This window comes from Altericroceibacterium spongiae (assembly GCF_003610805.1).
GTDB classification, from domain to species: domain Bacteria; phylum Pseudomonadota; class Alphaproteobacteria; order Sphingomonadales; family Sphingomonadaceae; genus Altericroceibacterium; species Altericroceibacterium spongiae.
Genome location: NZ_RAPF01000001.1, coordinates 72,846 through 98,798 on the forward strand (window position 1 = coordinate 72,846; position 25,953 = coordinate 98,798).

Consider the following 25,953-nt stretch of genomic DNA (forward strand, 5'->3'; position numbering starts at 1 on the left):
TCGGCGAAGTGAAATGTTGTTGTGTTGCTTCATATGTTGCTTTGCAGCACGTGTTTTGCAACATTTCGTGTGCAAAATTTAATTGCAAATGGTGGTTTTGTTGCCTTGCCGTGCAGGGAAGCCCGGTTTCAGGCATTTTGCCATTACTGTCGATAATATCAGGGGAATACAATGCATACACGTGCCCTCTTTCTGGCCGGAGTAACTTTTTCCGCTCTGCTCAGCATACCTGTGCAGGCGCAGGATACCGGGTCGGATGAAGAGATCGGTGAAGAGATTATCGTAACCGGAACGCGCGCTGCCGGGCGCACGCGACTGGACAGCACGTCGCCGGTCGACGTGTTCTCTCAGGATATGCTTAAGCGTCAGGGCAGTACGGAACTGGCCACGGCACTGGCCACGGTGGCTCCGTCCATCAACTTCCCGCGTCCGGCGATAACCGACGGGACTGACGCGATTCGTCCGGCGACTTTGCGCGGCCTGTCGCCAGACCAGACTCTGGTGCTGATTAACGGTGTGCGCGGTCATTCTTCGGCCCTGCTCAATGTGAACGGTTCGGTCGGCCGCGGCTCGGCGGCTGTCGACCTTAACACGATCCCGACCGGCGCTTTGCAAAGCATCGAAATTCTGCGCGACGGGGCCTCGGCGCAATATGGTTCCGATGCGATTGCCGGGGTGGTCAATCTGCGCCTGCGCGAAGCACGCGAAGGCGGCAATGTGACCGCGAGCTACGGCACTTACGCTACCAGTGTCGAAACAGGCACGACGCATGACAACAAATATGACGGCGATACGGTCAATGTGAATGGCTGGGCCGGTTTTGGGCTGGGTTCGGAAGGTTTCCTCACCGTTAGCGGCGAGTTTCAGAACCGCAATCCCACCAGTCGCGGCGGACTCGATCCGCGGGTCGATCCGCCGGCAGTGACATCGCGTTTCGGCGATCCCGATGTCAATCAATATACCGGTTATGTGAATATGGGTCTCCCCCTCGGCGATAGCGGCTGGGAAGCATATGGCTTTGGCGGCTATCAATATCGTCGCAGCCAGAGCGCCGCTTTCCCGCGGGTGCCGAGCAATTCGAACAATGTGCCGGAAATTTACCCCGACGGGTTCCTCCCGCTGATTCAGACCAAATCCAGAGATCTGACGGCGACAGGCGGTATTCGCGGCGATGTGGCAGAATGGAATGTCGATATCGGCATGTCCTATGGCCGCAACAAAATCGACTTTGCGACGCTCAATACGCTCAACTCCACTTATGGGGCCGAGTCGCCCACCGAATTTGACGATGGTGCGCTGACCTACGATCAGCTGATCGGCAGTGTCGATGTGACCCGCCAGTTATATTTCGGGGACAGCAATACGCTCAACGTTGCTTTCGGGGGTGAATATCGCCGCGAAGGTTATCAGATCGATGCCGGACAGCCGGAAAGCTATGATCGCGGACCGCTGGGGGGCGATACTACGCTGACCGGTGGGGCGCAGGGCTTTATCGGTTTCAATCCGACAAATGAAGTCGATGTCCATCGCCATAATTTTTCGGGCTATCTCGATCTTGAAGCGCGCTTTGCCGATCGCTTCACGCTTGGCGTGGCCGGACGGGTCGAGGATTATTCCGATTTCGGCACCCGGGCGAGTGGCAAGGTTTCCGCGCGTTTCGACATCACGCCGTCTTTCGCTTTGCGCGGGGCCATTTCCAACGGCTTCCGTGCGCCTTCGCTCCAGCAATCCTATTTCACTTCGACCTCATCGGTCATTGTGACGCCGGATATTCTGGAAACGGGGACCTATCCGGCGACCAGTGCAGTGGCGCAGGCTCTGGGCGGCAAGCCGCTCGAACCGGAAAAATCGACCAACTATTCGGTGGGGGCCGTCTTCCAGTCAGGGCCGTTCAACCTCACAATCGACGCTTATAAGATCGATATTCGCGATCAGCTGGCCTTGTCCGAAAATATCCGGACAAGCTTCAGTCAGGAAGTGGCCGATATTCTCGATCCATTCGATGTGCAGGCAGCCCGCTTCTTCCTCAATGGGGTGAAAACATCGACCAAGGGGATCGATGTCGTTGCCAATTATCGGCTCGATACGGCCGAAGCAGGACGGTTCGATCTCAGTCTGGCGGGCAACGTCAACGATATCGATGTGAAGGAAGTCCCCGAACAGACGGCTGCACTGAATCCTGCACCGACGCTCTTCGCGCGCAGCCGTATCCTGACCATCGAGGATGGTACGCCTGACACGAAGATCACCGGCACGGTGGACTGGACCCTGGGCGATTTCGGCCTGACCCTGCGCAGCGTCTATTACGCCAGCGTTCGCCAGCCGAGCAATACACCTGAAAACGATCTGTTCACCGGCGATCATCTGATTACTGATCTGGAAATGCGTTTCGACATGTCGCCGTTGAAACTGGCTGTCGGAGCGAACAATATTTTCGATGTTTACCCGGATCGCGTGCCGAATGAATTAAATAGCATTGGCATTACTGCATTTCCGTTCTATTCACCCTTTGGCTTCAACGGCCGCTACATGTATGTGCGCGCCAGTATCGACTGGTAATCACGCACAGGCTGTTTGAGTTTTGGGAGAGAAAGAGGCGGCGGACCGAAAGGTTCGCCGCCCATTTCTTTTGAGCCGTTTAAGCCGTATCCTTACGGATGTTTACGGGCCTTATGGCCCTTTTCGCTGCGTTTGAACGGCTTCTTGGCGCCTTTATGGCGATCGAAAGAGCCTTTGCCGAAACGGCGCGGCGGCGGTCCGCCACGGCCTTTGCGATTATCCCGGGCCTGTTCCCGCGGCCCCCGTGCGGAGGGTTCGATCGTCACTTCACGACCATTTTCATCCGGGCCGGCCGTTTCGAGAATCGCCTTACTGACCTGGTCGCCCATGGCGCTTGGCACCTGAAAGAAAGTTTCGTTCTGGCCGATACGAATGGCGCCGACTTCCTGCCGGGTGATTCCCGAGCGGCGGCAGATCAGCGGCAGCACCCAGCGCGGATCGGCATTGTTGCGGCGGCCGATATCCATGCGGAACCACACCGTATCTTCGAAACCGGGGCGTGGCTGGCCTGCTGACTTCTGCGGGAAATCCGTGGTCAGATCTTCGGGCTGCGGCATTTTGGCCCGATGGGACTGCACCAGCGCAGCAGCGATGTCCTCAGCGCTGCGTTCTTTGAGAAGCTGTGCAGCCAGCGCGCGATCATCGTCTTCGAACGTCGTCGGTGCCAGCATTGTTTCGAGCAGCCTTGTGTGATCCTGTTTGCGGATCGCTTCGGGCGTGGGGGCAGAGATCCATTCGGTTTGCACCTTGGCATGGCGCAGCATGGATTCGACCCGGCGGCGGCGCGGTGCAGGTACGATCAGAACCGCTGTGCCCTTGCGCCCGGCACGGCCGGTGCGGCCTGAGCGGTGTTGCATCGTTTCCGCATCGCGCGGAATTTCAACATGAACCACGAGGGTGAGAGTCGGCAGATCGATACCGCGTGCGGCGACATCGGTGGCGACGCAGACGCGTGCCCGGCCATCGCGCAGCGCCTGCAAGGCATGGTTGCGTTCGGATTGCGAATGTTCGCCCGAGAGCGCGACAGCGGCAAAACCGCGTTCGAGCAAGGTCGCGTGAAGCCGGCGCACATTGTCGCGCGTGGCGCAGAACAGAATGGCGGTTTCCGCTTCATGGAAGCGCAGCAGGTTGATAACGGCCTTGTCGATTTCGGAAGGTGCGACGGTGACGGCCTGATAAGCGATGTCGCTATGGCCACGGGTCTCGCCAACCGTGGTGATCCGCAGTGCATCGTTCTGATAACGACGGGCGAGCTGGACGATCTGCTTGGGCATTGTTGCCGAGAACAGCAATGTGCGGCGCCCGTCGGGCGTCATGTCGAGAATGGCTTCGAGATCTTCACGAAAGCCCATATCGAGCATTTCATCGGCTTCATCGAGCACAGCAGTGCGCAGAGTCGACAGGTCGAGCGCCTTGCGTTCGATATGATCGCGCAGACGGCCGGGCGTGCCGACGACGATTTGCGCACCGCGGCGCAGCGCGCGGCGTTCGCGCGAAGCGTCCATCCCGCCCACGCAGGTGGCAATGCGCGCACCCGCTTCGCCATAGAGCCATTCCAGCTCACGGCTGACTTGCAGGGCCAGTTCACGTGTGGGAGCGATGATGAGGGCGAGCGGCGTGTCCGAATGGGCTACACGGCCATTCTCACCGAGCATTTCTTCCGCCATGGCAAGGCCGAAGGCTACGGTCTTGCCCGAGCCGGTCTGGGCGGACACGATCAGGTCGCGTCCATTGGCTTCGGGTTGAAGCACGGCAGCCTGAACCTCTGTAGGTTCAGCATAGCCGCGTGCATTAAGGGCGTCGCCGAGAACCGGCGGTATATTGGCAAATGTCATGATGTCTCGTTGTCCGCTTGGCCGTGCTGCATCAGGCCGCACGGGACCTCAGCCGGAATGGGAAAGCGCGCGCTTACAGTATTGATGCACAGAAAGATAGTGTTTTGTGCGCGTGCTCAGAACAGGCCGTTCAGAATCGTGAAGGAGAGAGCCGCCAGTAATCCGGCTGCGGGCAGGGTGATAACCCAGGCCATGGCTATAGGCTTCATCAGGCCCCAGTTGGTCTGCCGGTTGACGAGCCCGATGCCGAGCACGGCACCGATCAGAATATGTGTGCTCGATACGGGCAGGCCAAAAGTAGAGGCCAGCATGACCACCGTGGCGGCGGACAATTCGGCGGCGAATCCCGAAGCCGGATGCATGGTGGTCAGATTATGGCCCACTGTCTGGATCACATCCTTGCCGATGAACCACAGACCTGCGACCAGCGCGACACCGAATGTCACCATGGCAAGCGTGGGAATAGCCGCTTCGGAACCGATCGAACCGGTGCGCAGCACGTCGAGAATGGCTGCAAAAGGGCCAATCGCATTGGCAATGTCATTCGCTCCGTGGCTGAAGGCGAAACCGGCGGCGGTGAAAACCTGCATCCAGCTGAACATCAGGAAGGTCGAACGGTCGAGCGAACCGCCTTTCAGCGTCTTGGCGAAGATGAAGGTGGCCATCCATACCGTCGCGGCCACCATGCCCATGATGAGATAATTATGCAGGGTCGTGAAACCCAGATGCATATGTTTGAGACCCTTGAACAGGAGCATGGCCGAAATGATAGCTGCGCCCGCTGCGGCGATCAGCGGCACCCAGTTTTGCAGCGCGCGATGCGCGGCGATATTGTCCCGCTTTTTACGGATTTCGTGGAGCTTGCGGTAATATTCCGATTCCAACTCGTCGGGCGTATAATCCTCTTCACCCAGCACGATCTGCGCATCGCGCACCATCATGTTGGTGTAGGAAATCTTCTGAAGTTCGTTCAATCGCTCGAAAGCGGTTTTGTGATCCTCATTGAGCTTGCGCCTTTCTCCGCGCAGCGATTGGAGCTGTTCCTTGGCGCGTTCATTATAGCGCAGGATATGATGCTTGATCTGGTAGAACAGAGCATAGGAAACGAGGCCGCCCAGCACCGGAGATAGAATCCAGGAAATGGCAATGGTGCCGATCTGATTCCACTGAACCAGCGCCAGAGCGCTGCCACTGCTGCTCAGAACCGTTCCCAGTGTCAGCGATGCGCCGACAATCCCGCCGATAATCGAATGGGTGGTGGAAACCGGCCAGCCGCGCTTGCTGGCGAAAAGCAGCCATAAGGCTGCGGCCAGCAGCGCCGACATCATGATATAGACAAATTGCATCGGCCGGATATCGACCGCGCCGAGATCGACAATTCCGCTGCGGATCGTGTCGGTCACCTCACCCCCGGCAATCACCGCGCCGCTCACTTCGAAAATCGCCGCAATGGCGAGCGCCTGTTTGATCGTCAGCGTGCCTGCGCCGACGCTGGTGCCGAAGGAATTGGCGACATCGTTGCCGCCAATATTGAAGGCCATGAATACACCGAACACCGTGGCGAGGACGAAGATCATGACATTATTGTGATGGGTGTAATCGAGCCCCCAGAACAGGAACCACAGGGAAATACCGATCAGCAGCGTGGCAAAGGCGATATTGGGCCAGGAAAAAGGCAGGGAAAGCCCGCGCGTGGTCGGTGTGTTCAGGGCCATATCATTGCTGCTCGCCACGCTGTTGTCCTCTGATTGTCCTATCGGGTGGCGGCTTCCTATCTCTCTAATACAACAGAATGATGTCAGTTTTGTCGCAATCGGTTCATCTTTTCATTCCTTCGCTAACCAGACGGAACCGTTGCCAAAACCACACTATCCTGTGCGAAATTCGATTTACCGTAATTAATTCAGACCGAACGGAATAAAAATCCTCGTTCCTGCGTATAATGCGTAATGAGTATTACAAAAGTAACAGGAAATGGCCGTTTTCCGGGTTGGAAAAGCATGTTGATGATATATTTTGCAAAAGAGAACCACTATGAAGGACAATGATGTCATTGTCCCGGTGGGTAGGAATGACACGCGTCTGTGGGGGCTGACGGCGCGCGAACGACTGGAGCGCATTGCGGACCGGCAAGGCTGTGTGCTGGATCATTCTCCCGCTCCCGGTGGAGCGGTGCTGGTCAGTCTCGATTACGTTTTCGATCCGGCGTGGCTAACCACGATCCGTTCCCTGCCCGATACGGTGCTCACCTTTGACGGGCGGCCCGTTCTGGCGCGTTGCACATCGCCGCAGGATGTCACGCGTGTCCAGGCGATCATGGAAGGTCGCCAGCCCGAAGAATATGGTCAGCTGCGGGCTATGGCGTTCGAGGATGCCGATGCGCTGACCAATGACGAATTGCGCAAGCGTGACAGGCCTTTCATGGGGCGTCTGACGCCGGGTAATGTCCGCAGGCTGGAACGGGCGAGCTATTATTCCGCCTATAAAGGCGTCACCGATGTGCTGACCAAATATCTCTGGCCGGAATGGGCGCTGGTGCTGACCCGACTGGCTTCGCGCCTGGGTATCACACCCAATATGGTAACGGCGATCGGGGCCGTCCTGTGCGTCGTAGCGACGATTCTTTTCGCCAAGGGATTATTCTGGACCGGCCTTCTCGCAGGGCTTGTCTTCATGGTTCTGGACACGGTGGATGGCAAGCTGGCGCGCTGCACCATTACCTCTTCCAAATTCGGGGAATTATTCGATCACGGAATCGATCTGGTCCATCCGCCCTTCTGGTACTGGGCCTGGGGAGTCGGCCTCGTTTCTTATGGACTGCCGCTTTCCAATACGGTTTTCGCGACAATTATGGGCGCTATTCTGATCGGCTATGTCGTTCAGCGGCTGATCGAAGGCGCCTTCATCGCCCGTTTCGGCATGCATATTCACGTGTGGCGCCCCTTCGATTCCACGTTCCGTCTTATAACGGCGCGGCGCAATCCCAATATGGTAATCCTGTTCGCTTCCCTCTTGCTTCAGCGCCCCGACTGGGGGCTGGTGCTGGTGGCGATCTGGACTGTCCTTTCGCTTGTTGTCCATCTGCTCCAGCTTCTGCAGGCTTTCGCGCATAGTGCCAGAGGGCAACAGGTCACGAGCTGGCTGACCTGATATGACCGACATGAACGATACGATCCGCCGTTTCGGCTATCCTGACACGCTGCTGCGCAGCTATGATCATTGGGTGGTTTTGTTGCGCCCGGCGCAGCCGACGCTGGGCTCGCTGGTGCTGGCAGCGCGCAGCGAGGCAACGGCTTTCGGTGATCTGGAGCCGGCCGCTTTTGCCGAGCTCGGGCAGGTGACCGCCGATATCGAAACAATGCTGGGCAAGGCGGTCAGCTTCGAAAAGATCAATTATCTGATGCTGATGATGGTCGATCCGCATGTCCATTTTCACGTGATCCCGCGATATTCCGGCAGTCGGACTTTCGAGGATAGCACATTTGCTGACCATGGCTGGCCCAAAACACCCGAACTGGGCGAGGCGGTGGCGCTTGATGATACGCAGATGGCGGCAATGGTCGCCTGGCTGAAGGAGCAATGGGCATGAATGCCATTTGCCATTTTCCCTCGATCCGCAAAGCGGTTATTCTCAGTGCAGGCAAAGGATCGCGGCTGATGCCGCTGACAGCCGACAGGCCCAAATGCCTGCTCGATATGTCCGGGCGTTCGCTGCTCGATCGTCAGATCGATGCGCTGGAAGCGTCGGGGATTACGGAAATCGTCGTGGTAACCGGCTTTGGTGACAGGCTGGTACGTGAAAGAATGGAAGCGCGTCCGCAGGGGCTGGCCGATATTCGCACGATCTTCAACCCTTTCTACCATGTGGCCGACAATCTCGGTTCGGTGTGGATGGCGCGCGATGAGTTCGATACCGACCTGTTGCTGCTGAATGGCGATACGCTGGTTACTGCGGATCTGGTGCGGCGCGTGGTGCGCGGTGCGAAACGCGGCATCACGGTGACGATCGACCGCAAGAACAGCTACGATTCCGACGACATGAAAGTCGAAGAGAAAGACGGTGTCCTGAAGCGGATCGGTAAGACGCTGACCGCCGAACAAACCGATGCGGAATCAATCGGCCTGCTCGCTTTCCGCCATGACGGGCGCAATGCTTTCATGAACACGGTCGAGCAATTGATGCATGAATCGCAGGGCACGACGAGCTGGTATCTCAAGGCCATCGATGCGCTGGCGCAGACCTATCCCGTTTCGGTTCTCTCCATCGAGGGAGAGGAATGGGCAGAAGTGGATTTTCCGCAGGATTACGAGGCTGCCTCCCGGCTCACCGCGCAATGGGATTTGCGCCATGCCCCTGAAGGCAAATGGACCGCCGTCGTGCTGGCCGGTGAACGGCCCGAAGGCGACATGCTGGCCCGGCAACTGGGTGTGCCGGCCAAGGCGCTTTCCCCGATCTGCGGGGAGCCGATGGTTAATCATGTGCTGCGCAGCCTGCTCGATGCCGCCGAAGTGGGCCGGATCGTGATCCTTGCGCAGGATATGGACCGGCTGCGGACACCGAAAACCGAATGGATCTGGCATGAAAAGCGGATCGCCTTCCGCGATAGCGGGGGCAGCATCTCGCAAAGCATCGCTTCGATTGCGGGTAGTGCTGAGGTGCCCTGGCCGATTCTCGTCACGACAGCGGATCATCCTCTGCTGACGCCCGAGATGGTGTCCGAATTTCTCGCCGAAGCCAGCCGCAGCGATGTGACGGTGGGCATGGTGAAACAGGAAACGGTGATGGGAGCCTATCCCGACACAAGGCGGACATGGCTGCATTTCGAGGACGGGGCCTTTTCAGGCGCCAATCTCTTCGCACTCAGCAGCGCGCGGGTCGAACCGGCGCTGGCTTTATGGGCCGAAGCCGAGCGGGATCGGAAAAAGGCATTCCGCCTGTTCTGGCATTTCGGCCCGCGGCTGGCGTTCCGCGCGATTACCCGGACGATTTCTTTCGACGATGCACTGGAGCAGGCGGGGCGCAATATCGGTCTGACCGCGCATCTGGCGCTGTTGTCCGAACCCGAAGCGGCGGTGGATGTCGATAAGGTAAGCGATCTCAATTTGGTTGAGAGAATTATGCGTCGCGCGGTCTATCAGGATGACGGTGCTGTTGGGCGGAGAAGTGAAGTGGACCACATTTCCGCCTGACAGCCTGTTGCTGGCGGGGCGCTGAACCGACGGGATTCAGCGCTCCGCCAGACGGTTATCGGCCAGCCTGTCAGCCAGTCTCAGAGCCAGCGCGACAATGGTGAGCGTAGGATTGGCCCAGCCCGATGTCGGGAACAGCGAACTGCCGGCAATATGCAGATTGGCAAGGCCATGAACCTTTGCATGGCCATCGGTGACACCCTGCGCGGGATCTTCAGCCATGCGTGTCGTGCCCATATGATGATAGCCGCCGATCGGATGTGCGCTGATTAGCGGATCGGTTTTCCACTCAGCCGACGGGTCGGACAGCCAGGGGGCAGGCTCTACCGTGCCCAGATTGAGGCGCTTTGTCTCCCGCCCAAGTGCGGCGACCAGCCCGGCGACACTATGCGTGTCGAGCGCGGTGGTCTGCCAGTTCAGCTTGACCCGCGGCATGCCCAGAGCATCGCGATCCTGTTCGGACAGCAGCACGCGGCTATCGGGATTGGGTGCCTGTTCGGCGCGCACGACCAGCGCGACATCGAGCCGCCCCAGCTTGTTGAGCAGCCATGGACGCGCCGGGTCCACTTTCTGCTGGAGCCAGCCGACGCTGCGCTTGGTCATTTTCCACAAGGAACGGCCCATCCGGTTGGGTGCGCGCTTTTCCTTGGCATGCAGATAGGCCCGCATTGCCCAGGCTTCCCGCCCGTCGGCCGGGCGACGCGGGGCGATGGTCAGCGAGGTATTGAGCAAACCCTGTTCGGCCTGCAATTGTGCGGAAGGCGCAATCAGCGGCGCGACGGTTTCGCTGGCCAGCGTCCGTTTGGCGAATGCATCGAACAGTTTCCAGGCATCGCCTCGCACGATCCGCCCGCCGCGGGCATGCGGGTGTTCCATGAAATAGCGCCCGACCTGATCGCTCTGATTACCGAGCCCGCACGGCATGACCGAGCGTGAGGCGAGCAGCAGGCGCGGATTTTCGATGCCGCCGGCGGCCAGAATATAATCGCGTGCCTGCACGTCGATAGCCGTTCCGTCGGGCGCGACGACATCAAGCCGCGCCACGCTCGCTCCATCTGCCGCAGCAACGATTTCGCGGATCGTGGCATGCAGCACAATGGTGCATTGCGGATGCTCTGCCAGATCACGGCAATTGGCCATGGAAAACCGGTCGAACTTGCTGTCGAAACTCCAGAGCGGGGTGGCCAGCTCGCTCTCGGAAAAGCGCGGCAAAGGCACACCGGCCGCCCGTACCGTCTTCTCTGTCGGGGTGCGCCATGGCAGGCCGAAAATCCCCCGTGCTTTTTCGTAATAAGGCAGGATGTCGGCATGGGGGAAGGGCCAGCCCGAATGCGGCACCCAGTCGCGCTTTTCGAAATCGATCGGATCGAGCTGCGAACAGCGTCCGCCCCAAATGGCTGTGGTGCCGCCGAAAAAGCGCAGCCGGGCATGGTCGAGCGGATAATAATCCTGCCCGATATTCTCTCCTGCATTGAGGTCCGCCGTGCGATCCTCATAATCGAGGCCGCCGCTTTCCAGCAGCAATACGCTGATCCCGCGCTCTGTCAGGCTGCGCGCCAGCGTGATTCCGGCAGCTCCGGCACCGATAATGGCAATCTCGCTATCGAGACGGTCCGGCTTGCTGGTGGCGAGGTCGATCAACATGGCAATGGTCTTTCAGCATATTTGCTAGGATCTGGCCCCGTTCGGGCATTCGACAGGGATGCGACAAAAATGACCCCTCGCTGCGTCGAAAAGCGGTGAAATATTATCATAGTCCCGTGCCTTTCCGTCTTGCGCTGAGCCATTTTTCTGCAAACTTCAAAGGTGCCGATAACGGGCCTGAGCCGAAGGAAGGGAAGCCTCAGGACTTCCACATATTGGCGAGTTTTTCCGCCTGCGCGTCTATCAGTGTGGGATCTTCCTCACCCGTCAGGGCATAGGATATTGGCCCGCGGCGCCAGAAGGCGACCGATTGCGTGCCTTCGCGTACGGCATCGGGTCTTTCGGGCGCTTCGCTGGCTTCGCGCACGGCAAAGATGGAAAGCGGCAGGTTATTCGCGGTGCGCACCGCTATCAGCAATGCCGGGCCGCGTTCTGCGGGGAAGAGCTGAACATCGGTGATCCGCCAGTCGGCCGGGAGCACCGGCATGGCGATCCGTGTCCGTTTGAGGATTTCGCCGGCATCGAATTGCGGGCTTTCCACCTGTGACGCCATATTGGCGCGCAGCATGGCGGTGCGATGGGATTCGGCTGCGTCGAAAACATAGGGCGGGGGCGACGTTTTCCAGCCCGATACGAAAATAATCGCTGCTGCCATGGCAGTCATGCCGAAGCCGACACTCTTCCAGGGGCGTTTGCGGCGCGGGCCATCTCCATGAGAATGGTGAATTTTCCGGGCCAGACCGTGCCAGCCGGCGGGGCAGCAATCGTCTTTTGGTGCGGTGATAAGCTGCAAGGCAGAGCGGTTGCGCAATTCGGCCATGACGGCCGCCGCCAGTTCGGGATGCCGGGAAAGGCGGTCTTCGAGCCTGAAACGGCTCCGCATATCCAGTTCGCCGTCAATATAGGCGGCCATGTCGATATCGGAGAGATGGTCAGTTTTCATCCTTGCCACCCACGATCCTGAGGCGCTCATGCATATTATCGGGTTCTTCTGTTGCAAGACGCAAGGCGGTGCGCGCACGGTTGAGGCGAGACATCACCGTGCCGATAGGAATGTCGAGCGCTTCGCTGGCCTCGCGATAGCTCAGCCCTTCCACCGCCACCAGATGCAGCACTTCGCGTTGCCGGTCGGGCAATGCGGCGAAAGACCGGGCAATCTGGCCCAGAATAGCGGCCTGTTCCTGCTCGGGTTCGGCCTGTTCGGTCAGCGTCTGAGCGAAGCGTTCATCGCGCCGGTCTTCGGCCTTTCGGGTCCGCTGCATCGAAATATAGACATTGTGAATAATGCCGAACATCCAGCTTCTGACCGAAGAGCCGATACGGAAAGAGGACTGCTTTTCTATTGCCCGGACCAGCGCTTCCTGCACTACATCATCCGCCACCTGATCGTCACGCGTCAGCGAGCGCGCATAGCGGCGCAGCGCGACGAGATCGGACTGGATATCCTGAGACAGGAAAGAAGACATATGGCCATTACGCTCGACAGGGGAATATTATTCCATCCCGTTACCGCCGAATGGCTGTTTTCGCAAAGGTACAGAATGCCGCAGCCGGAGGGGAAGGGCGGGGGAATCCATGCTGCGCACAGCTCCCCCGTGCCTTGCTTACATTTGGAGCGAACAGGGGGCGGTCCCTAGCTCGTATGCTCACGGATCAGACGGACGCCTTCCGCAATGGCTTTTTCGGTGGAAAGATCACCGGCTTCGATAGCACTGCCCATTTCGAGCAGCCTTGCGCTGATGACGGTCCCCGTTTCGGCTTCTTCCTCGATGGTGATACCGCCATTGGCTTCCGCCACCCGATCCCATTCGGCGCGGATCGCGGCCCAGTAATCACTGGTAGCCTTCCAGTAATGGTCGGCTGCTTCGGTGGGATAGTCGCTGGAGCGGGTATAGGTGTTGAGGACATATTCCTGTACGATCGGCGTATCTTCACCGTCCATTTTCATATTGTCTTGCCAGTGAATCCAGCCATCGGGTGTCGGCTGGTGGCGGTTGATCGCCAGATAGCGGTCATAGACAGGGTGGCGAACCGCGTCGCGGCGGGCGAGCGGACGCCAGGTCCAGCTTGAACGCCAGCGGCGCACACCGCCCACCGTTTCCCACCGGCCCCAGCCGGCATAGCGCGGGCTGTCATCCACCTGATAGACGGTTTGCGACCAGCGGCCCTGGCGGAAGGCTTCGGGCACCTCTTCCCATTTCCAGCTATTCGGGCCGGTATAGGCAAGAATGCGGTCGGGCTCATATTCCCAGTCCTGCCGCCAGTGTTTGATGACGAAGGTGGTGCCGCCATGTTCGGCCACCAGCAGGTGCTGAAGGATGATCTTGCGGCCCGTATCCTCGACCACGCGGACGCTTTCATGCCCGCCTGAAACCTTGGCATCGAGCGGCGTATATCCCTGCTTCCAGGGGGTCGATTCCTGCATGTCGAAGCGCACTTTGTAATCGCCTGCCATGGCGAGAATATCGGCGCGATCCTGTTCGAAGGCTGCCTTTTCCTCAGCCGCGCTGCGTTCGGGCACCGGGCCGTCGGCAAGAGCGGGCGCGCTTGTGCAGGCCAGCGCCAGCAATCCGGCGCCGATCCATTGGGTCCATCGTTTCATCGGTCACTCCCCTTTTGTCAGAACCGGACGCTGAGCGAGACGCTCGCATTGCGGCCGGGCCGTGTGTAAGCTTCTGTAATATCGGATTCATTGCCGAGGCCGCGTACATCGCTCCAATAGGAATAGGTTTCATTGGTGATGTTGAACACGCCGCCGCGCAGGGTCAGCGCGTCGGTCACCCGGAAAAAGGCGGTGGCATCGAGAATGGTGAAATCATCCGGGCGATAGGCATCGGGGGCCGCATCTTTCGCCCGCTTTCGCCAGTGATGGGTGGCGATCAGGTCGCCGCCGAAGCGGCCCGAGGGAGCATGATAACCGATCCCCGCAACCATATTGAGCGGATCGACCGACTGGAGCGGGGCTTTTTCCCCTTCCTCGAGAATTTCATTTCCGTCGGCATAGGCGATGGCGAAACGTCCGGTGATTCCGGAGGCGGTGCGGAAATCGGCCTTGGCCTCGATTCCGTCGATTTTCACCCGGCCCAGATTGACATATTGATAGATCGCCGGATCGCTCGGCAGGAAGGAGCCGGAGACCACCTGCTGCTCGATGAAGTCTTTGTAATCGGCATGGAAGCCGGTGATCGAGAAGCCGACATTCTTGCCGGCAAAGCGGACCCCGCCTTCATAGCTTTCGCTGCGTTCCGGCCCGAGATCGGGATTGGGGGCGGAAATATAACCGAAAGCGAGATTGCCGAAGAAATTGTTGACCTGATTGGGTGTCGGTGCGCGGAAACCCTGCGCATAATTGGCGAACAGGCGGATCGAATCCGTTGCCTTCACCACCGCACCGATTTTCGGAGACAGGCGGGAATCGCTTTGCCCTGCCTGATCGGAACCGGGATAGAGCGGATCGTTATCGGGATCGAGATCGTAGAAATCGAGGCGCAGCGCCGGGTAAAGCGTGAAGATGCCATCGGCAAAGCTCAGCTCGTCGGCCAGGAAGATGCCGCCCTGCATAAAGTCGGTTTTGGGAAAAGCGCTGGTCGGGAATGTTTCGCCGGACGGGGGTTCCACCCCGTCACGCACGCCTTCCTGCGTGGTCCAGCTTATATCGCCGCCCAGAGCGAGGCGATGAGCGACGGGGCCGGTGGAAAAGCCGCTGCGGGCTTCGGCCGTCGCACCCCATACACGATTTTCGAATGTATTGAGTCTTTCGCGATCGGGTATATCGGGGCCCCCTTCGACCGCAGCGGAGCGATCTTCATCGCTGAACTGCACATCTTCGCCATCCTGCCAGTAACCGGCAATATGGGCGTAATCGATCAGCCCTTCGCCGTTCCAGCTCCAGTCGAGCGACAGGCGTTTGCGCTCGGTTTTGTCGCTGGCGGCGAGATTGTCCACATTCCAGCTCGGATCGGCGCCGTAAAGATAAGCGAGACCTTCGCCGCTCAGCACATGGCTGTCGAGCTTGCTGCGCAGATATTCGCCGGTGAGGGCGAGGCGGTGGCCGTTATTGTTCCATACCAGCTTACCCAGCACGGCATCGGACTGGCCATCCTGCGGGTTGGGTTTCGTCCGTTCTTCCCCGGTTCCGCCGACCGAACCGCGATTTTTCAGCTCTCCGAAATCGCGCCGCGTATAGGCGATCATGGCGGACAGATTGCCCGACCGTCCGGCAAGGCCCGCAGTCTCGGCAAATTCATCGTCGGCCGAGGCGTATTGGGCGCGGCCGAATCCGCCGATATCGGCACCGTCCTGCAACAGATCCTCCGGGTCCGACGTGGTGAAGCTGACCACGCCGGCCAGGCCATCGCTGCCATAGAGCGCGGAAGCGGGGCCGCGCAGAATTTCGACCTTCTTGACCAGCCCGATATCGGTATAACCGCCGCGCCCGGCATCCTGTGCGCCGAAGGAAAAGCCCTGCGGAGTGCGGATGCCATCTACCTGAATCAGAACGCGATTGCCGCCGATCCCGCGAATGGTGAAACCTTCATTCTGCGCCCGGCCGGTGGCCCCCATGGCGGCGCCGAAACGAGCGGGAGCCCGGCGGACCGACACACCCGGTTCGAAGCGGACCAGATCCTTGATATCGGTCGCCATCGTATCGGCAATATCCTCATCGGTGATGACCGTGATGGTGGCGGGCGCATCGGCAATATCGACCGGAACGCGCGTGGCCGAGACCGTGATCGAAGACAGCCGGTCGGCCCAGTAGAGCCCGTCATTGCCCTGTGCCTGCGCGGTGGCGGGCAGGGCCAGAGCGGTAAGCGCAATGATGGAACCCGACCGGGCCAGTGCCGTCCTGCACAACCGGCGCAGTCTCTTGTCGCTATCCCGGTGTGCCCGGTGCGAAATTCCGTTCGGCATATGGTGAACCGCAGGCGCGGTGCCCTGCTGCATGATGCGTGCCCCTTATTGGTAATGAGAATGATTCGTAATAGCGTAATTACCGGGAAGAGGCAAAGCGTCAAGTCGTCTCAGTGGAAACCGGTGGAGGCGTGGTGGGAAGGGGCGGGGCAGGAAAGCGACAGGGGAAGCTGCGAGCATGGAGCTGGCCACTCCGCGCATCCATCCGGCACTAATGTGCGAAGGCCGGTTTACGCCTGTTCGAAGGGGGCGGGGTGGCTCGGAAACGGGCACGTTTGAGCCGTCCGGAAGAGCCGGACATTCCGTGATGAAAAGCGCCCGCCGCAATATACGGAACGGTCAGTTCCTGGCGGCGGGCAAAGCACTTTCGGGCAGGCAGCCGATCATCATGCTCATGGATTCTTCCATAAGACGGGGAAATTCCGGGCTGTCGATATCGAACGGGCCGGGGCGGTTCATCACCGAGCTGTTGAGCATGGCATACATGCTCTGAAAGGCGAAGCGGACATGCTTTTCGCTGATCCGCGCCGGATCTATATGCGGTTCGCCCCGCAACCGGTCCAGATAGACCTGCCCCAGACGCTGGCCATTGCGCCGGAACGGGGTCCAGGCATCGCTGCATTCCAGACTGACCCGCAGGACAGCGCGGTAAAAATCCTCATGTTCGCGAAACCGTCGTACCTGTGCTTCGATCAGAATCGGTAGAATTCGATCGAAAGGTGCTTCTCTGACAAGCTTTTCGAGCAACGGGCCGGATTGCGCCGCAGAGGCCACCATCACGGCGCGAAACAGCGTGTTCTTATCGGGGAAGCGCGCATAAAAAGCACCTGTCGAGCAGCCGGTGGCCTGGCATAAGTCAAGCACACTGATCTGTTCGAAAGGTATTCTTCGCGCAATTTCGAGCGACGTACCGATTAACCGGTCACGCATCTCGCGACTGCGTCTCTGCCGAGTCGGAGCCACACCGGCGGCCGCCAGATCCTCCTCCCAGCTTCCCTCACTCTCCCATGTATCTTTCATGAACAACGGTCTGGCGCAGCAGGCATAGTCAATCAACCGGGAAAATGAAACAGAACCGTATTCGGATTCTTATTGACATCCGTGGCAGACGGCCAATAGGCATGCTGCCAATAACGATAACAGGAGAGAGGATACGTGAGTCAGGACACGTTTTCCGGCGCACTCCCTGTGTGCCGAAGAAGAGTAATGCAAATGGGACTGGCGGCCGGCGCTGCCAGTGTGTTTCCCCAGAGTTTGCTGGCGCAGGACAAGGCTGCTGCGGCGTCAGACAGCGGAGCCAGGCTGGTGCTGCTTGGCACCAAGGGTGGTCCCCGTGTGGGTGGTTCGCGGTCCAATCCGGCCAATGCGCTGGTGGTGGACGATGCCGTCTATGTGATCGATACGGGCATGGGTGTTTCCGCCCAGTTCGTGAAAGCCGGGCTCGATTTCCGCAAGCTGCGCGCGATTTTCATCTCGCATATGCATTCGGATCACGAGCTGGAGCTCGGTAACTTCGTCTATAATAGCTGGGTTACCAATTCTTTCACCAAACCGGTCGATGTCTATGGTCCGGTCGGGATCGAGGATATGGTCCGCGATTACTGGGCACTCAACCGCATCGATATCGAAACGCGTATAGCCGATGAAGGCCGTGTGGACCCGCGCCCCTTATTGCACGGTCACGATATGGCTTTCGAAAAGCGCCAGGTGATGCAGGATGACAAGGTGACGGTTTCCGCTTTGCCGACCCCGCATAAACCTTTGCAGAACTTCGCCTATCGCTTCGATACACCCTATGGCAGCGTGGTCTATTCGGGAGATACCAGCTTCTATCCACCGCTGGCCGATTTCGCCAAAGGTGCGGATATTCTGGTTCATGAAGTGCTTTATGAGCCCGGTGTCGATGCTCTGACCAAGCGTGCCCGCGGCGGTGAGGCGTTTCGGGCGCATATCATGAATGCGCATAGCACCACCGGGCAGGTGGGTCAGATCGCGGCCATGGCCGGTGTGAAGACCCTCGTCCTCAGCCATTTCGTCCCGGGTGATATGGACTGGATCACGGATGATATGTGGCGTGAAGGTGCTGCCCGGCACTTTCAGGGCGAAATTATCGCCGGGCATGATCTTCAGGAAATCCCCCTTTCCTGAAGCACTTTCTTCAACCCCCTTCGGGCTCTCCCCCAATAAAATCAGGTCCCAAAAAATCAGGCCTGAAAAATCAGGATGCTTTTAATGACAACAAGTCTCCCAAGATGGGGACGTGCAGGATGCTGTATTCTGGCCGTCTCTGTCGCCATGCCCGCTTTTGCTCAAAGTAACACACCCGCTTCCGGCGCAGATAATCTCGCTACACCCGATATTCGCGGATCTGCCTCCGGGGATTCCCCCGTCGATCCTCTGGTGACGACGCCTGCTTCGGTGCAGGAAACGGATAGTACCGCACAGGAACAGGAAGCGAAAGCGCCCTCTATCACCCGCGAACCGGAAGCCGGTGTGGTAGACGATACCGCGCCGCGTAATATCGGTACGCCGCCCGGACCCTATCCGGTCGAAGGACAGGGCTGGGGGCCGAAAACCGGCCGCAATTTCTATATGATCCGCTATGCCGAAGACTGGAGCTATCTTGCCGATCCCAAGGCCGAAGATGTGCCTTTGCGCAATCTTAAATATATTCCTCTGGGAACCGGAGACGGCGCCTATCTTACGCTGAATGGCTATGAGCGGATCCGTTATGTCTATTCCTCACGCCCCTATATGGACGAGGCGCGCTCCCGCGACCGGCACGAAATTCAGACCCGGACGATGTTCGGTGCCGATGCTCATCTGAACGAAAATTTCCGGGTCTATGCCGAAATCGGCAATATGGAGACATTCGGCCGCAATCAGGAAGCGCATATCGGGGTTCATGAGGACAATCTGAACCTTCAGCAGCTTTTCGCCGAAGCGCGTTTTCCGGTGGCCGGAGGAGGCAAGGCCGGTGTGATGATCGGCCGGCAGCAATTCTATGACGGTTCGCGCGTGATCCTTTCGACCCGCGAAGGTCCGAACGTTCCGCTCAGCATGAACGGCGTGCGTCTGTGGAGCCAGTGGGACAAATTCCGCTTTTCCGCTTTTGCCCTTTACGGATCGGAGGATGATACCAGCGTGCTGGGCGACGGGGTGGATACGGATGTCTCGCTTAGCGGGGTGAATACTAGCTTCGTGGTCGCCAATGGCGATGTGGCGGGGCAGGATTCGCAGGTATTTTTCGACCCGTTCTTTTTCCATTATCTCGATAAGGATCACACGATCGGCCTGGTGAGCGGACGGGACCGGCGTGAAACCTACGGCGCGCGTCTATGGGGCCATGTCGGACGGTTCCAGTTTGACTGGAGCGCAATCCAGCAAGACGGCGATTTTGCAGGGCGCCCGGTCGATGCCTATACGATCAGCGCCGAGCAGAGCCTCGCTCTGGCTTCGGGCCGCGATGCGCCGCGGATCGGTCTGCATGCCGAAATCGCTTCTGGCGGCGGTTATTACACCCAGACCGGGCCGATCCATTCCTTTAACCCGATCAACGGGGCCAATATTCTCTTCACCGAGATCAACACGCTGACCGGTATCAACCTCGCCAAGCTGGGGCCGAACATAACGTTCAACCCGGTCAAGAATGTGAATATTTTCGCGGAAGCCGGTTTTTACTGGCGCCGGGATGAGAACGAACCGCTCTATCGCACGAGCTTCGAACCTTATGCGGGTACCGAGAATGTGAAGGGCAAGGAAGCGATGCAGATCTATCGCGCCCGTATGCGCTGGACGATCAATCAGAACGTATCGGTCGTGCAGCAGGTCGAATATGTTGCGGCGGGCAAGGTCCTGGACCGGGCCGGCTTCAAAGATGAAATATATGCAGCGACGGAGCTTCATCTGCGCTTCTGAGCCGGACATTTTCGATGGCAGACGGCTTGTTCGAACAGTCCGATGACGTCGTAAGAAAAGTGAAAGTCTGAAGAGAAAAGGGGGACGAGAGGACGTTATGGCAAAGGACCCAAGAGAAATACTGGCTGAAGAGCCCATGAAGTGGTTGCAGATCGTTGCTGTGACCCTGTGCATTTTGCTGAATGCGCTGGATGGTTTCGATGTGCTGGCGATCAGTTTTGCATCACCGGGCATTGCTTCGGAATGGGGCATTGACCGCGCGGCGCTGGGTTTCGTGTTGTCGATGGAACTGATCGGCATGGCCGTCGGCTCGATCTTCCTCGGCACGGTGGCGGACAAGATCGGGCGGCGCCCGACCATTCTGCTGTGCCTGGTGGCGATGGCCGGGGGAATGGGGCTGGTACCGCTCGCCAACTCCATACCCGTATTGTCCGTCATCCGCCTGCTGACGGGGCTGGGTATCGGCGGGATGCTGGCCTGTACCAATGCCATGGTGGCCGAACTGTCCAACCGCAAGAATCAGGCACTGGCGGTCATCATCATGGCGGCGGGCTATCCTTTCGGGGCGATTGTCGGCGGTTCGATCGCATCGGGCCTGCTGGAAACCGGCGGCTGGCGCGATATTTTCGTTTTCGGCGCCATCGTCACCGCGGTGTTCATTCCGCTGGTGCTGATTTTTCTGCCGGAATCGATCAGCTTCGAAATCGGTCGTCAGGCGCCCAATTCGCTCGAACGCGTGAACCGTACGCTCAAGCGGATGGGGCACAGAGCGGCCAGTGCCTTGCCGGTGCTCGAAAAAGATCAGACTTCGGGCATTTCGCTCGGTAAGCTGTTCGCGCCCGGTTTGCGCGGCACCACGCTGCTGCTGACCGTTGCCTATTTTTGCCATATCATGACCTTCTATTTCATCCTCAAATGGGTGCCGAAGATCGTGGTGGATATGGGTTACGAACCGTCCACGGCGGGCGGCGTGCTGGTCTGGGCCAATGTTGGCGGCCTGTTCGGCTCGCTGGTGCTCAGCGTTCTCACCCGGCGTATGAGCGTGCGCTGGCTGGTGATCGGTGCTCTGGTGCTTTCGACCATCATGGTGACCTATTTCGGGCAGGGGCAGCCCGATCTGAAGGGGCTTTCGACGATTGCTGCCGTGGCCGGTTTCTGCACCAATGCCGGTGTGGTTGGCCTCTATGCGCTGATCGCCGCGGCTTTCCCGACCAAGCTGCGCGGCGGCGGCACCGGTTTCGTGATCGGGATCGGTCGCGGAGGTGCGGCACTCGGACCGATTGTGGCCGGGCTGATGTTCGCCGCCGGCGGATCGCTGGGGCTGGTTGCTTTCCTGATGGGGCTTGGCTCGATCATTGCGGCCTTCGCGCTGCTCTGGCTGAAGCCGCCACGCGAAACACAGGCTGCGGTCTGATCTGTAGCTGCTGATAAAAACCCCGGTTCCGACAGCGGAACCGGGGTTTTCTTATGGCGGAAAGAGAGCGGAGATGAACAACGATCCGGGCGGGGCAGGCCACAGGCACAGGCTCGCCCGCCCGGATCGTTGTCGAGGCACGTCATGCCGGCCCGTTTGGGGGGCGGGTCCCATGCGGTGGAGAGAATTCCCGCATGGTGGCCCGGCATGGTGCCTCCGGCGGGCTAGGTCGTTCGGGGCATTGAACGATCCAGCGCCGCCAGCTCGTCTGCCGAGAAAACGCGCCCGCGTGACAGGAAGCGTTTTTCCCGGCCATTATCGAGGCTGAACATGCCGCCGCGTCCCGGTACGACATCGAGGATGAGCTGGGTATGGGCCCAGGCTTCGCCCTGTGCCTTGCCGATATAGACGGGGGCGCCGCCGACTTCGCCGAGAAGCGTGTCCGACCCGCCGATGCGAAAGTCCCCCTCGGCATAGCACATGGGAGAAGAACCGTCGCAGCAGCCGCCCGACTGGTGAAACAGGATCGGGCCGTGTTCGGCTTGCAATTCGGCGATAAAGGCGAGCGCCGCAGGGGTGGCGGTCACGCGATCCACTTTTGCCACCTCGGCGGTCATCTCAGGTCCTCCTTGAGGGTTTTATGGCCCTGTTCGGTGCTTGTGAGGCCCCGTTCAATCGGCCATATCGAGCACGATACGGCCCTCGATCTGGCCCTTATGCATCCGCTCGAACACCGTGTTGATGTCTTCCAGCTTGCCTTTTTCGATGGTCGCTTTCACCTTGCCGTCGGCTGCGAAATCGAGCGATTCCTGCAGATCCAGCCGGGTTCCGACAATCGATCCGCGCACCGTAATGCCGTTCAGCACCATGCCGAAAATATTGAGCGGGAAATCGCCCGGCGGCAGACCATTTAGCGCTACAGTACCCCCTCTGGCCGTTACCCCGACAGCCTGGGCAAAAGCCTTTTCGCTGACTGCGGTGACCAGCACACCGTTCACACCGCCCCCGGTTTCGCGCTTGATAACGGTGGCCGGATCTTCGTTCAGCGCATTCACGGTAACCGTGGCGCCGAGCCGTCTGGCAAGGTCCAGCTTGTCATCATCGATATCGATCGCTGCGACATTGAGGCCCATCGCCTTGGCATATTGCACCGCCATATGGCCGAGCCCGCCAATCCCTGAAATGGCAACGAAATCGCCCGGCTTGGTGTCGGTCATTTTGAGGCCCTTATAGACCGTCACACCCGCACACAGAACCGGAGCAATTTCCATAAAGTCCACATTATCAGGGATATGGCCGACATAGTTCGGATCGGCGATCACATAATCGGCAAAGCCGCCATTGACCGAATAGCCGGTATTTTCCTGTGCTTCGCACAATGTTTCCCAGCCGCCGAGGCAATGCACGCAATGGCCGCAAGCGGTATAGAGCCAGGGCACACCAACCCGGTCACCTTCCTTTACATGCGTCACCCCGGCCCCCACGGCCGACACATAGCCGACACCTTCATGGCCCGGAATGAAGGGCGGGTTCGGTTTGACCGGCCAGTCCCCTTCGGCAGCGTGAAGGTCGGTGTGGCACACGCCGGAGGCCTGAATTGCAACCTGAATCTGGCCGGGGCCGACTTCGGGCACCGGTACTTCGTCAATGGTCAGTGGCTTGCCGAATTCACGAACAACGGCAGCTTTCATAGTTTTCGCCATGGGGAGTTCCTTCCTGCAAAATTGGGGGGAGAACAGGATGGCGGCCTTTGCACCATCCTGCTTTGCATCAGATCAAATCAGAAGAAGCCCAGCTTCTTCGGGCTGTAGCTGACCAGCATATTCTTGGTCTGCTGATAGTGCTCCAGCATCATCTTATGGTTTTCGCGACCGATGCCCGACTGCTTGTATCCGCCGAAAGCCGCATGGGCCGGATAGGCGTGATAACAATTTGTCCATACGCGGCCCGCCTTGATAGCGCGGCCGAAACGATAACAGGTATTGGCGTCCCGGCTCCACACGCCGGCGCCCAGGCCATAGAGCGTATCATTGGCGATGGAGAGTGCTTCATCGCTGTCTTTGAAAGTGGTGACCGACAGGACCGGGCCGAAGATTTCCTCCTGGAAAATCCGCATCTTATTATGCCCTTTGAAGACGGTCGGCTTGACATAATAGCCACCCGACAATGCACCGCCCAGGTCGCATGCTTCTCCGCCCGTCAGCAACTCGGCGCCTTCCTGTTTGCCGATATCGATATAAGAGAGGATCTTGTCACGCTGTTCTGAAGAAGCCTGCGCCCCGATCATCGTGGCACTGTCCAGCGGATTGCCCTGAACGATGGATTCAACCCGTTTCAGAGCCCGTTCCATAAAGCGGTCATAAATATTTTCATGAATCAGCGCGCGGCTCGGGCAGGTGCATACTTCACCCTGATTGAGAGCGAACATCACGAAGCCTTCGATAGCTTTGTCGAAAAAGTCGTCATCCTCTCGCGTGACGTCTTCGAAAAAGATATTGGGCGATTTGCCACCCAGTTCCAACGTGACCGGAATGAGGTTTTCCGCCGCATATTGCATGATGAGGCGGCCGGTAGTGGTTTCGCCGGTAAAGGCAATTTTGGCGATCCGGCTTGAAGAAGCGAGCGGTTTGCCTGCTTCGATTCCGAAACCATTGATGATGTTGAGCACGCCGGGAGGCAGAAGATCGCCGATCAGTTCGGCCAGAACCAGAATAGAGGCGGGTGTCTGCTCGGCGGGTTTGAGCACGATGCAATTGCCTGCCGCCAGTGCCGGAGCAAGCTTCCAGCAGGCCATCAGGAGCGGGAAATTCCATGGAATAATCTGCCCGACAACGCCGAGCGGTTCGTGAAAATGATAGGCGACCGTATCATGGTCTATTTCTCCTATCGAACCTTCCTGCGCGCGGATCACACCGGCAAAATAGCGGAAATGGTCGATGGCGAGCGGCAGGTCTGCCGCCATGGTTTCACGGATCGGTTTGCCGTTATCCCATGTCTCGGCGGTTGCCAGCAATTCGAGATTATCTTCCATCCGGTCCGCGATCCGGCTGAGGATCAGCGCCCTTTCGGTAACCGACATCGTGCCCCATTTATCCTTCGCGGCATGGGCTGCATCGAGCGCGGCTTCGACATCGGCCGCATCGGACCTTGCGATTTCACCCACAGATTGGCCGGTAATGGGGGAAATATTTTCGAAATAACGGCCTGCCTGGGGCGCCTTCCATTCACCGCCGATGAAATTTTCATAACGCGATTTGAACGGGGCTTTGAGAGCCTGCGACCGTTCCTGAACGATCATGTCCATTCTTCTGTCCTCTTCCATAATTCAAGCGCCGGTTCCGGCGTCGGAAGAGCAAGCTAGGAGGGCAGATCTGGCGGGGGAAGAACCCCGCCGGTCAAGCTATCAGGCATCTGTCTCACTAGCGAGACAGATTGTACAAAATGGGATGTCAGTGTCGTACACCTGCGCGATTCATGCGGCGGTACAGGGTCGCCCGGCCGATGCCGAGCAGCCTGGCTGCTTCGCTGGCATTGCCGCCTGCCTGGGCAAGAGCACGGCGCAGAACGGTGCGGTCTCCGTCTTCGAATGACGGAGGCTGTCCGGTGCCCAGTATCTGTTCGAGCGGACGTTGTTCGGACAGCGCCTTGTCATCGAGCCCGAGATGCAAACGGGCGGCGCGGCTGGCACCGATCACCAGATCGTCCCGGTCGGTCGCCAGCAGGGCTGCGCCATGGGCTTCATCCTCTTTCAGAAGGACAATGCGGTTATCTGCAAAATGGCGGCAGAAATAATCGCGTTCGATCCGCTGGGCGGCATCGCGCACGAGAGCGGCAATCATTTCGACCATGGCAGGGCCGTGATCGCTGCGGCAACTTGAGATGTCGAGAGCGGCAATTAGCTTTCCATGTGGATCATGCACAGGCGCATCCATGCAACTGATCCCGATATTGCGGCTGGCAAAATGCTGATCGCGGTGAATGACAACCGGCTTATCTTCATACAGGCAGGTGCCGATACCGTTGGTGCCTTCCTGTGCTTCGCTCCAGCGCGCGCCTTCGGCAAGGCCGATATGGGAGAAGTCGCCTTCATCTCCCGCGCTGGTGCGCCGTTCCATAATAGTGCCTTCGGCATCGCTGAAAACGACACCGCAGCCCGATCGTCCGACCGAACGGAACATCTGATCGAGCACCGGATTGGCCGCGGCCAGCAGCATTTCGTGTTTCTGGCGCAGAGCGGTCAATGCGGGAGCATCGATTCGCTCAGGAATATTGAGCTGATCCGGATCGAGCCCATGATGCAGAGCGGAGCGGCACCATGAGGCCGCGACATGCGATATTGCCGCGCTGCTTGGCGATTGCACGGTTTGTAATACGGTTTCTGAATGATGCTGATCTGCCATGGCATCCTCTTTCCCGGACAGGAGATTGGTCCAGCGAATATCGTCTGTCAAATTGATTGATGAAACAGGGCAGGCGGTTGCG

The 25,953-nt window shown here is 59.0% G+C and carries 19 protein-coding genes; 7 read left to right on the top strand and 12 right to left on the bottom strand.

Features of this window, described 5'->3' with window-relative positions; all coding sequences use genetic code 11:
- Positions 1–171 precede the first annotated feature (171 nt).
- A complete protein-coding gene (locus tag D6851_RS00335) occupies positions 172–2,559 on the top strand; it encodes a TonB-dependent receptor plug domain-containing protein (RefSeq protein ID WP_120322907.1) in 2,388 nt (795 codons plus the stop codon).
- Between the two features lie 92 nt (positions 2,560–2,651).
- Here D6851_RS00335 and D6851_RS00340 read toward each other — a convergent pair whose 3' ends face one another.
- The gene (locus D6851_RS00340; RefSeq protein WP_120322908.1) at positions 2,652–4,394 is read right to left on the bottom strand and encodes a DEAD/DEAH box helicase; all 1,743 of its coding nucleotides are present in this window, start codon (positions 4,392–4,394) and stop codon (positions 2,652–2,654) included.
- A 116-nt stretch (positions 4,395–4,510) separates the two neighbouring features.
- Positions 4,511–6,127 carry an inorganic phosphate transporter gene (locus tag D6851_RS00345; protein ID WP_210210301.1) on the bottom strand — a complete coding sequence of 539 codons (1,617 nt, stop codon included), beginning with the start codon at positions 6,125–6,127 and terminating at the stop codon, positions 4,511–4,513.
- A gap of 301 nt (positions 6,128–6,428) precedes the next feature.
- On the opposite strand from D6851_RS00345, the gene D6851_RS00350 reads away from it, so the two are divergent.
- From D6851_RS00350 to D6851_RS18320, 3 genes are read left to right on the top strand one after another with little or no spacing between them, the layout of a single operon-like run.
- Entirely contained in the window at positions 6,429–7,544 is a 1,116-nt protein-coding gene (locus D6851_RS00350) for a CDP-alcohol phosphatidyltransferase family protein (protein ID WP_120322910.1), read from the top strand.
- Positions 7,545–7,554: 10 nt separating this feature from the next.
- A complete protein-coding gene (locus D6851_RS00355) occupies positions 7,555–7,983 on the top strand; it encodes an HIT family protein (protein WP_120323450.1) in 429 nt (142 codons plus the stop codon).
- Positions 7,980–9,584 (top strand): NTP transferase domain-containing protein, encoded by a 1,605-nt coding sequence (locus D6851_RS18320; protein ID WP_420797068.1) that lies wholly within the window; start codon positions 7,980–7,982, stop codon positions 9,582–9,584. Before D6851_RS00355 ends, D6851_RS18320 begins: the two co-directional genes overlap by 4 nt.
- A 36-nt stretch (positions 9,585–9,620) precedes the next feature.
- Here the strand turns inward: D6851_RS18320 and D6851_RS00370 are convergent, their stop codons facing one another.
- The 6 genes from D6851_RS00370 to D6851_RS00395 form a co-directional block, all read right to left on the bottom strand.
- Positions 9,621–11,228, bottom strand: coding sequence for an FAD-dependent oxidoreductase (locus D6851_RS00370; protein ID WP_120322911.1), 1,608 nt, complete (start codon positions 11,226–11,228; stop codon positions 9,621–9,623).
- Between the two features lie 199 nt (positions 11,229–11,427).
- Positions 11,428–12,171: an anti-sigma factor gene (locus D6851_RS00375; RefSeq protein ID WP_120322912.1), complete on the bottom strand. Its 744-nt coding sequence runs from the start codon at positions 12,169–12,171 to the stop codon at positions 11,428–11,430.
- Positions 12,161–12,694 (bottom strand): sigma-70 family RNA polymerase sigma factor, encoded by a 534-nt coding sequence (locus D6851_RS00380; RefSeq protein WP_120322913.1) that lies wholly within the window; start codon positions 12,692–12,694, stop codon positions 12,161–12,163. The genes D6851_RS00375 and D6851_RS00380 overlap by 11 nt, the downstream gene beginning before the upstream one ends.
- A gap of 167 nt (positions 12,695–12,861) precedes the next feature.
- Positions 12,862–13,830, bottom strand: coding sequence for a DUF6607 family protein (locus D6851_RS00385; protein WP_120322914.1), 969 nt, complete (start codon positions 13,828–13,830; stop codon positions 12,862–12,864).
- Positions 13,831–13,847: 17 nt separating this feature from the next.
- Positions 13,848–16,172: a TonB-dependent hemoglobin/transferrin/lactoferrin family receptor gene (locus D6851_RS00390; protein ID WP_238473868.1), complete on the bottom strand. Its 2,325-nt coding sequence runs from the start codon at positions 16,170–16,172 to the stop codon at positions 13,848–13,850.
- 306 nt (positions 16,173–16,478) lie between these two features.
- Positions 16,479–17,159 carry a TetR/AcrR family transcriptional regulator gene (locus D6851_RS00395; protein WP_120322915.1) on the bottom strand — a complete coding sequence of 227 codons (681 nt, stop codon included), beginning with the start codon at positions 17,157–17,159 and terminating at the stop codon, positions 16,479–16,481.
- 192 nt (positions 17,160–17,351) lie between these two features.
- Here D6851_RS00395 and D6851_RS00400 point away from each other — a divergent pair, with 192 nt between their 5' ends.
- The 3 genes from D6851_RS00400 (at position 17,352) to D6851_RS00410 (ending at position 21,471) form a co-directional block, all read left to right on the top strand.
- Positions 17,352–18,287, top strand: a complete 936-nt coding sequence (locus D6851_RS00400) for an MBL fold metallo-hydrolase (RefSeq protein WP_238473869.1) — start codon at positions 17,352–17,354, stop codon at positions 18,285–18,287.
- An 84-nt stretch (positions 18,288–18,371) separates the two neighbouring features.
- Complete coding sequence (locus D6851_RS00405) at positions 18,372–20,057, top strand: alginate export family protein (protein WP_183029922.1); 1,686 nt, start codon at positions 18,372–18,374, stop codon at positions 20,055–20,057.
- Positions 20,058–20,154: 97 nt separating this feature from the next.
- The gene (locus D6851_RS00410; RefSeq protein ID WP_120322918.1) at positions 20,155–21,471 is read left to right on the top strand and encodes an MFS transporter; all 1,317 of its coding nucleotides are present in this window, start codon (positions 20,155–20,157) and stop codon (positions 21,469–21,471) included.
- A 224-nt stretch (positions 21,472–21,695) separates the two neighbouring features.
- On the opposite strand, the gene D6851_RS00415 is transcribed toward D6851_RS00410, so the two are convergent.
- From D6851_RS00415 to D6851_RS00430, 4 genes are all read right to left on the bottom strand, one after another.
- Entirely contained in the window at positions 21,696–22,088 is a 393-nt protein-coding gene (locus tag D6851_RS00415) for a DUF779 domain-containing protein (protein WP_120322919.1), read from the bottom strand.
- A gap of 54 nt (positions 22,089–22,142) precedes the next feature.
- Positions 22,143–23,174, bottom strand: a complete 1,032-nt coding sequence (adhP, locus tag D6851_RS00420) for an alcohol dehydrogenase AdhP (protein WP_120322920.1) — start codon at positions 23,172–23,174, stop codon at positions 22,143–22,145.
- Positions 23,175–23,251: 77 nt separating this feature from the next.
- Positions 23,252–24,775, bottom strand: a complete 1,524-nt coding sequence (gene adh, locus D6851_RS00425) for an aldehyde dehydrogenase (protein WP_183029923.1) — start codon at positions 24,773–24,775, stop codon at positions 23,252–23,254.
- Positions 24,776–24,920: 145 nt separating this feature from the next.
- On the bottom strand, positions 24,921–25,922 hold the full coding sequence (locus D6851_RS00430; protein WP_338014718.1) for a GAF domain-containing protein: 1,002 nt from the start codon (positions 25,920–25,922) through the stop codon (positions 24,921–24,923).
- Positions 25,923–25,953: the final 31 nt, after the last annotated feature.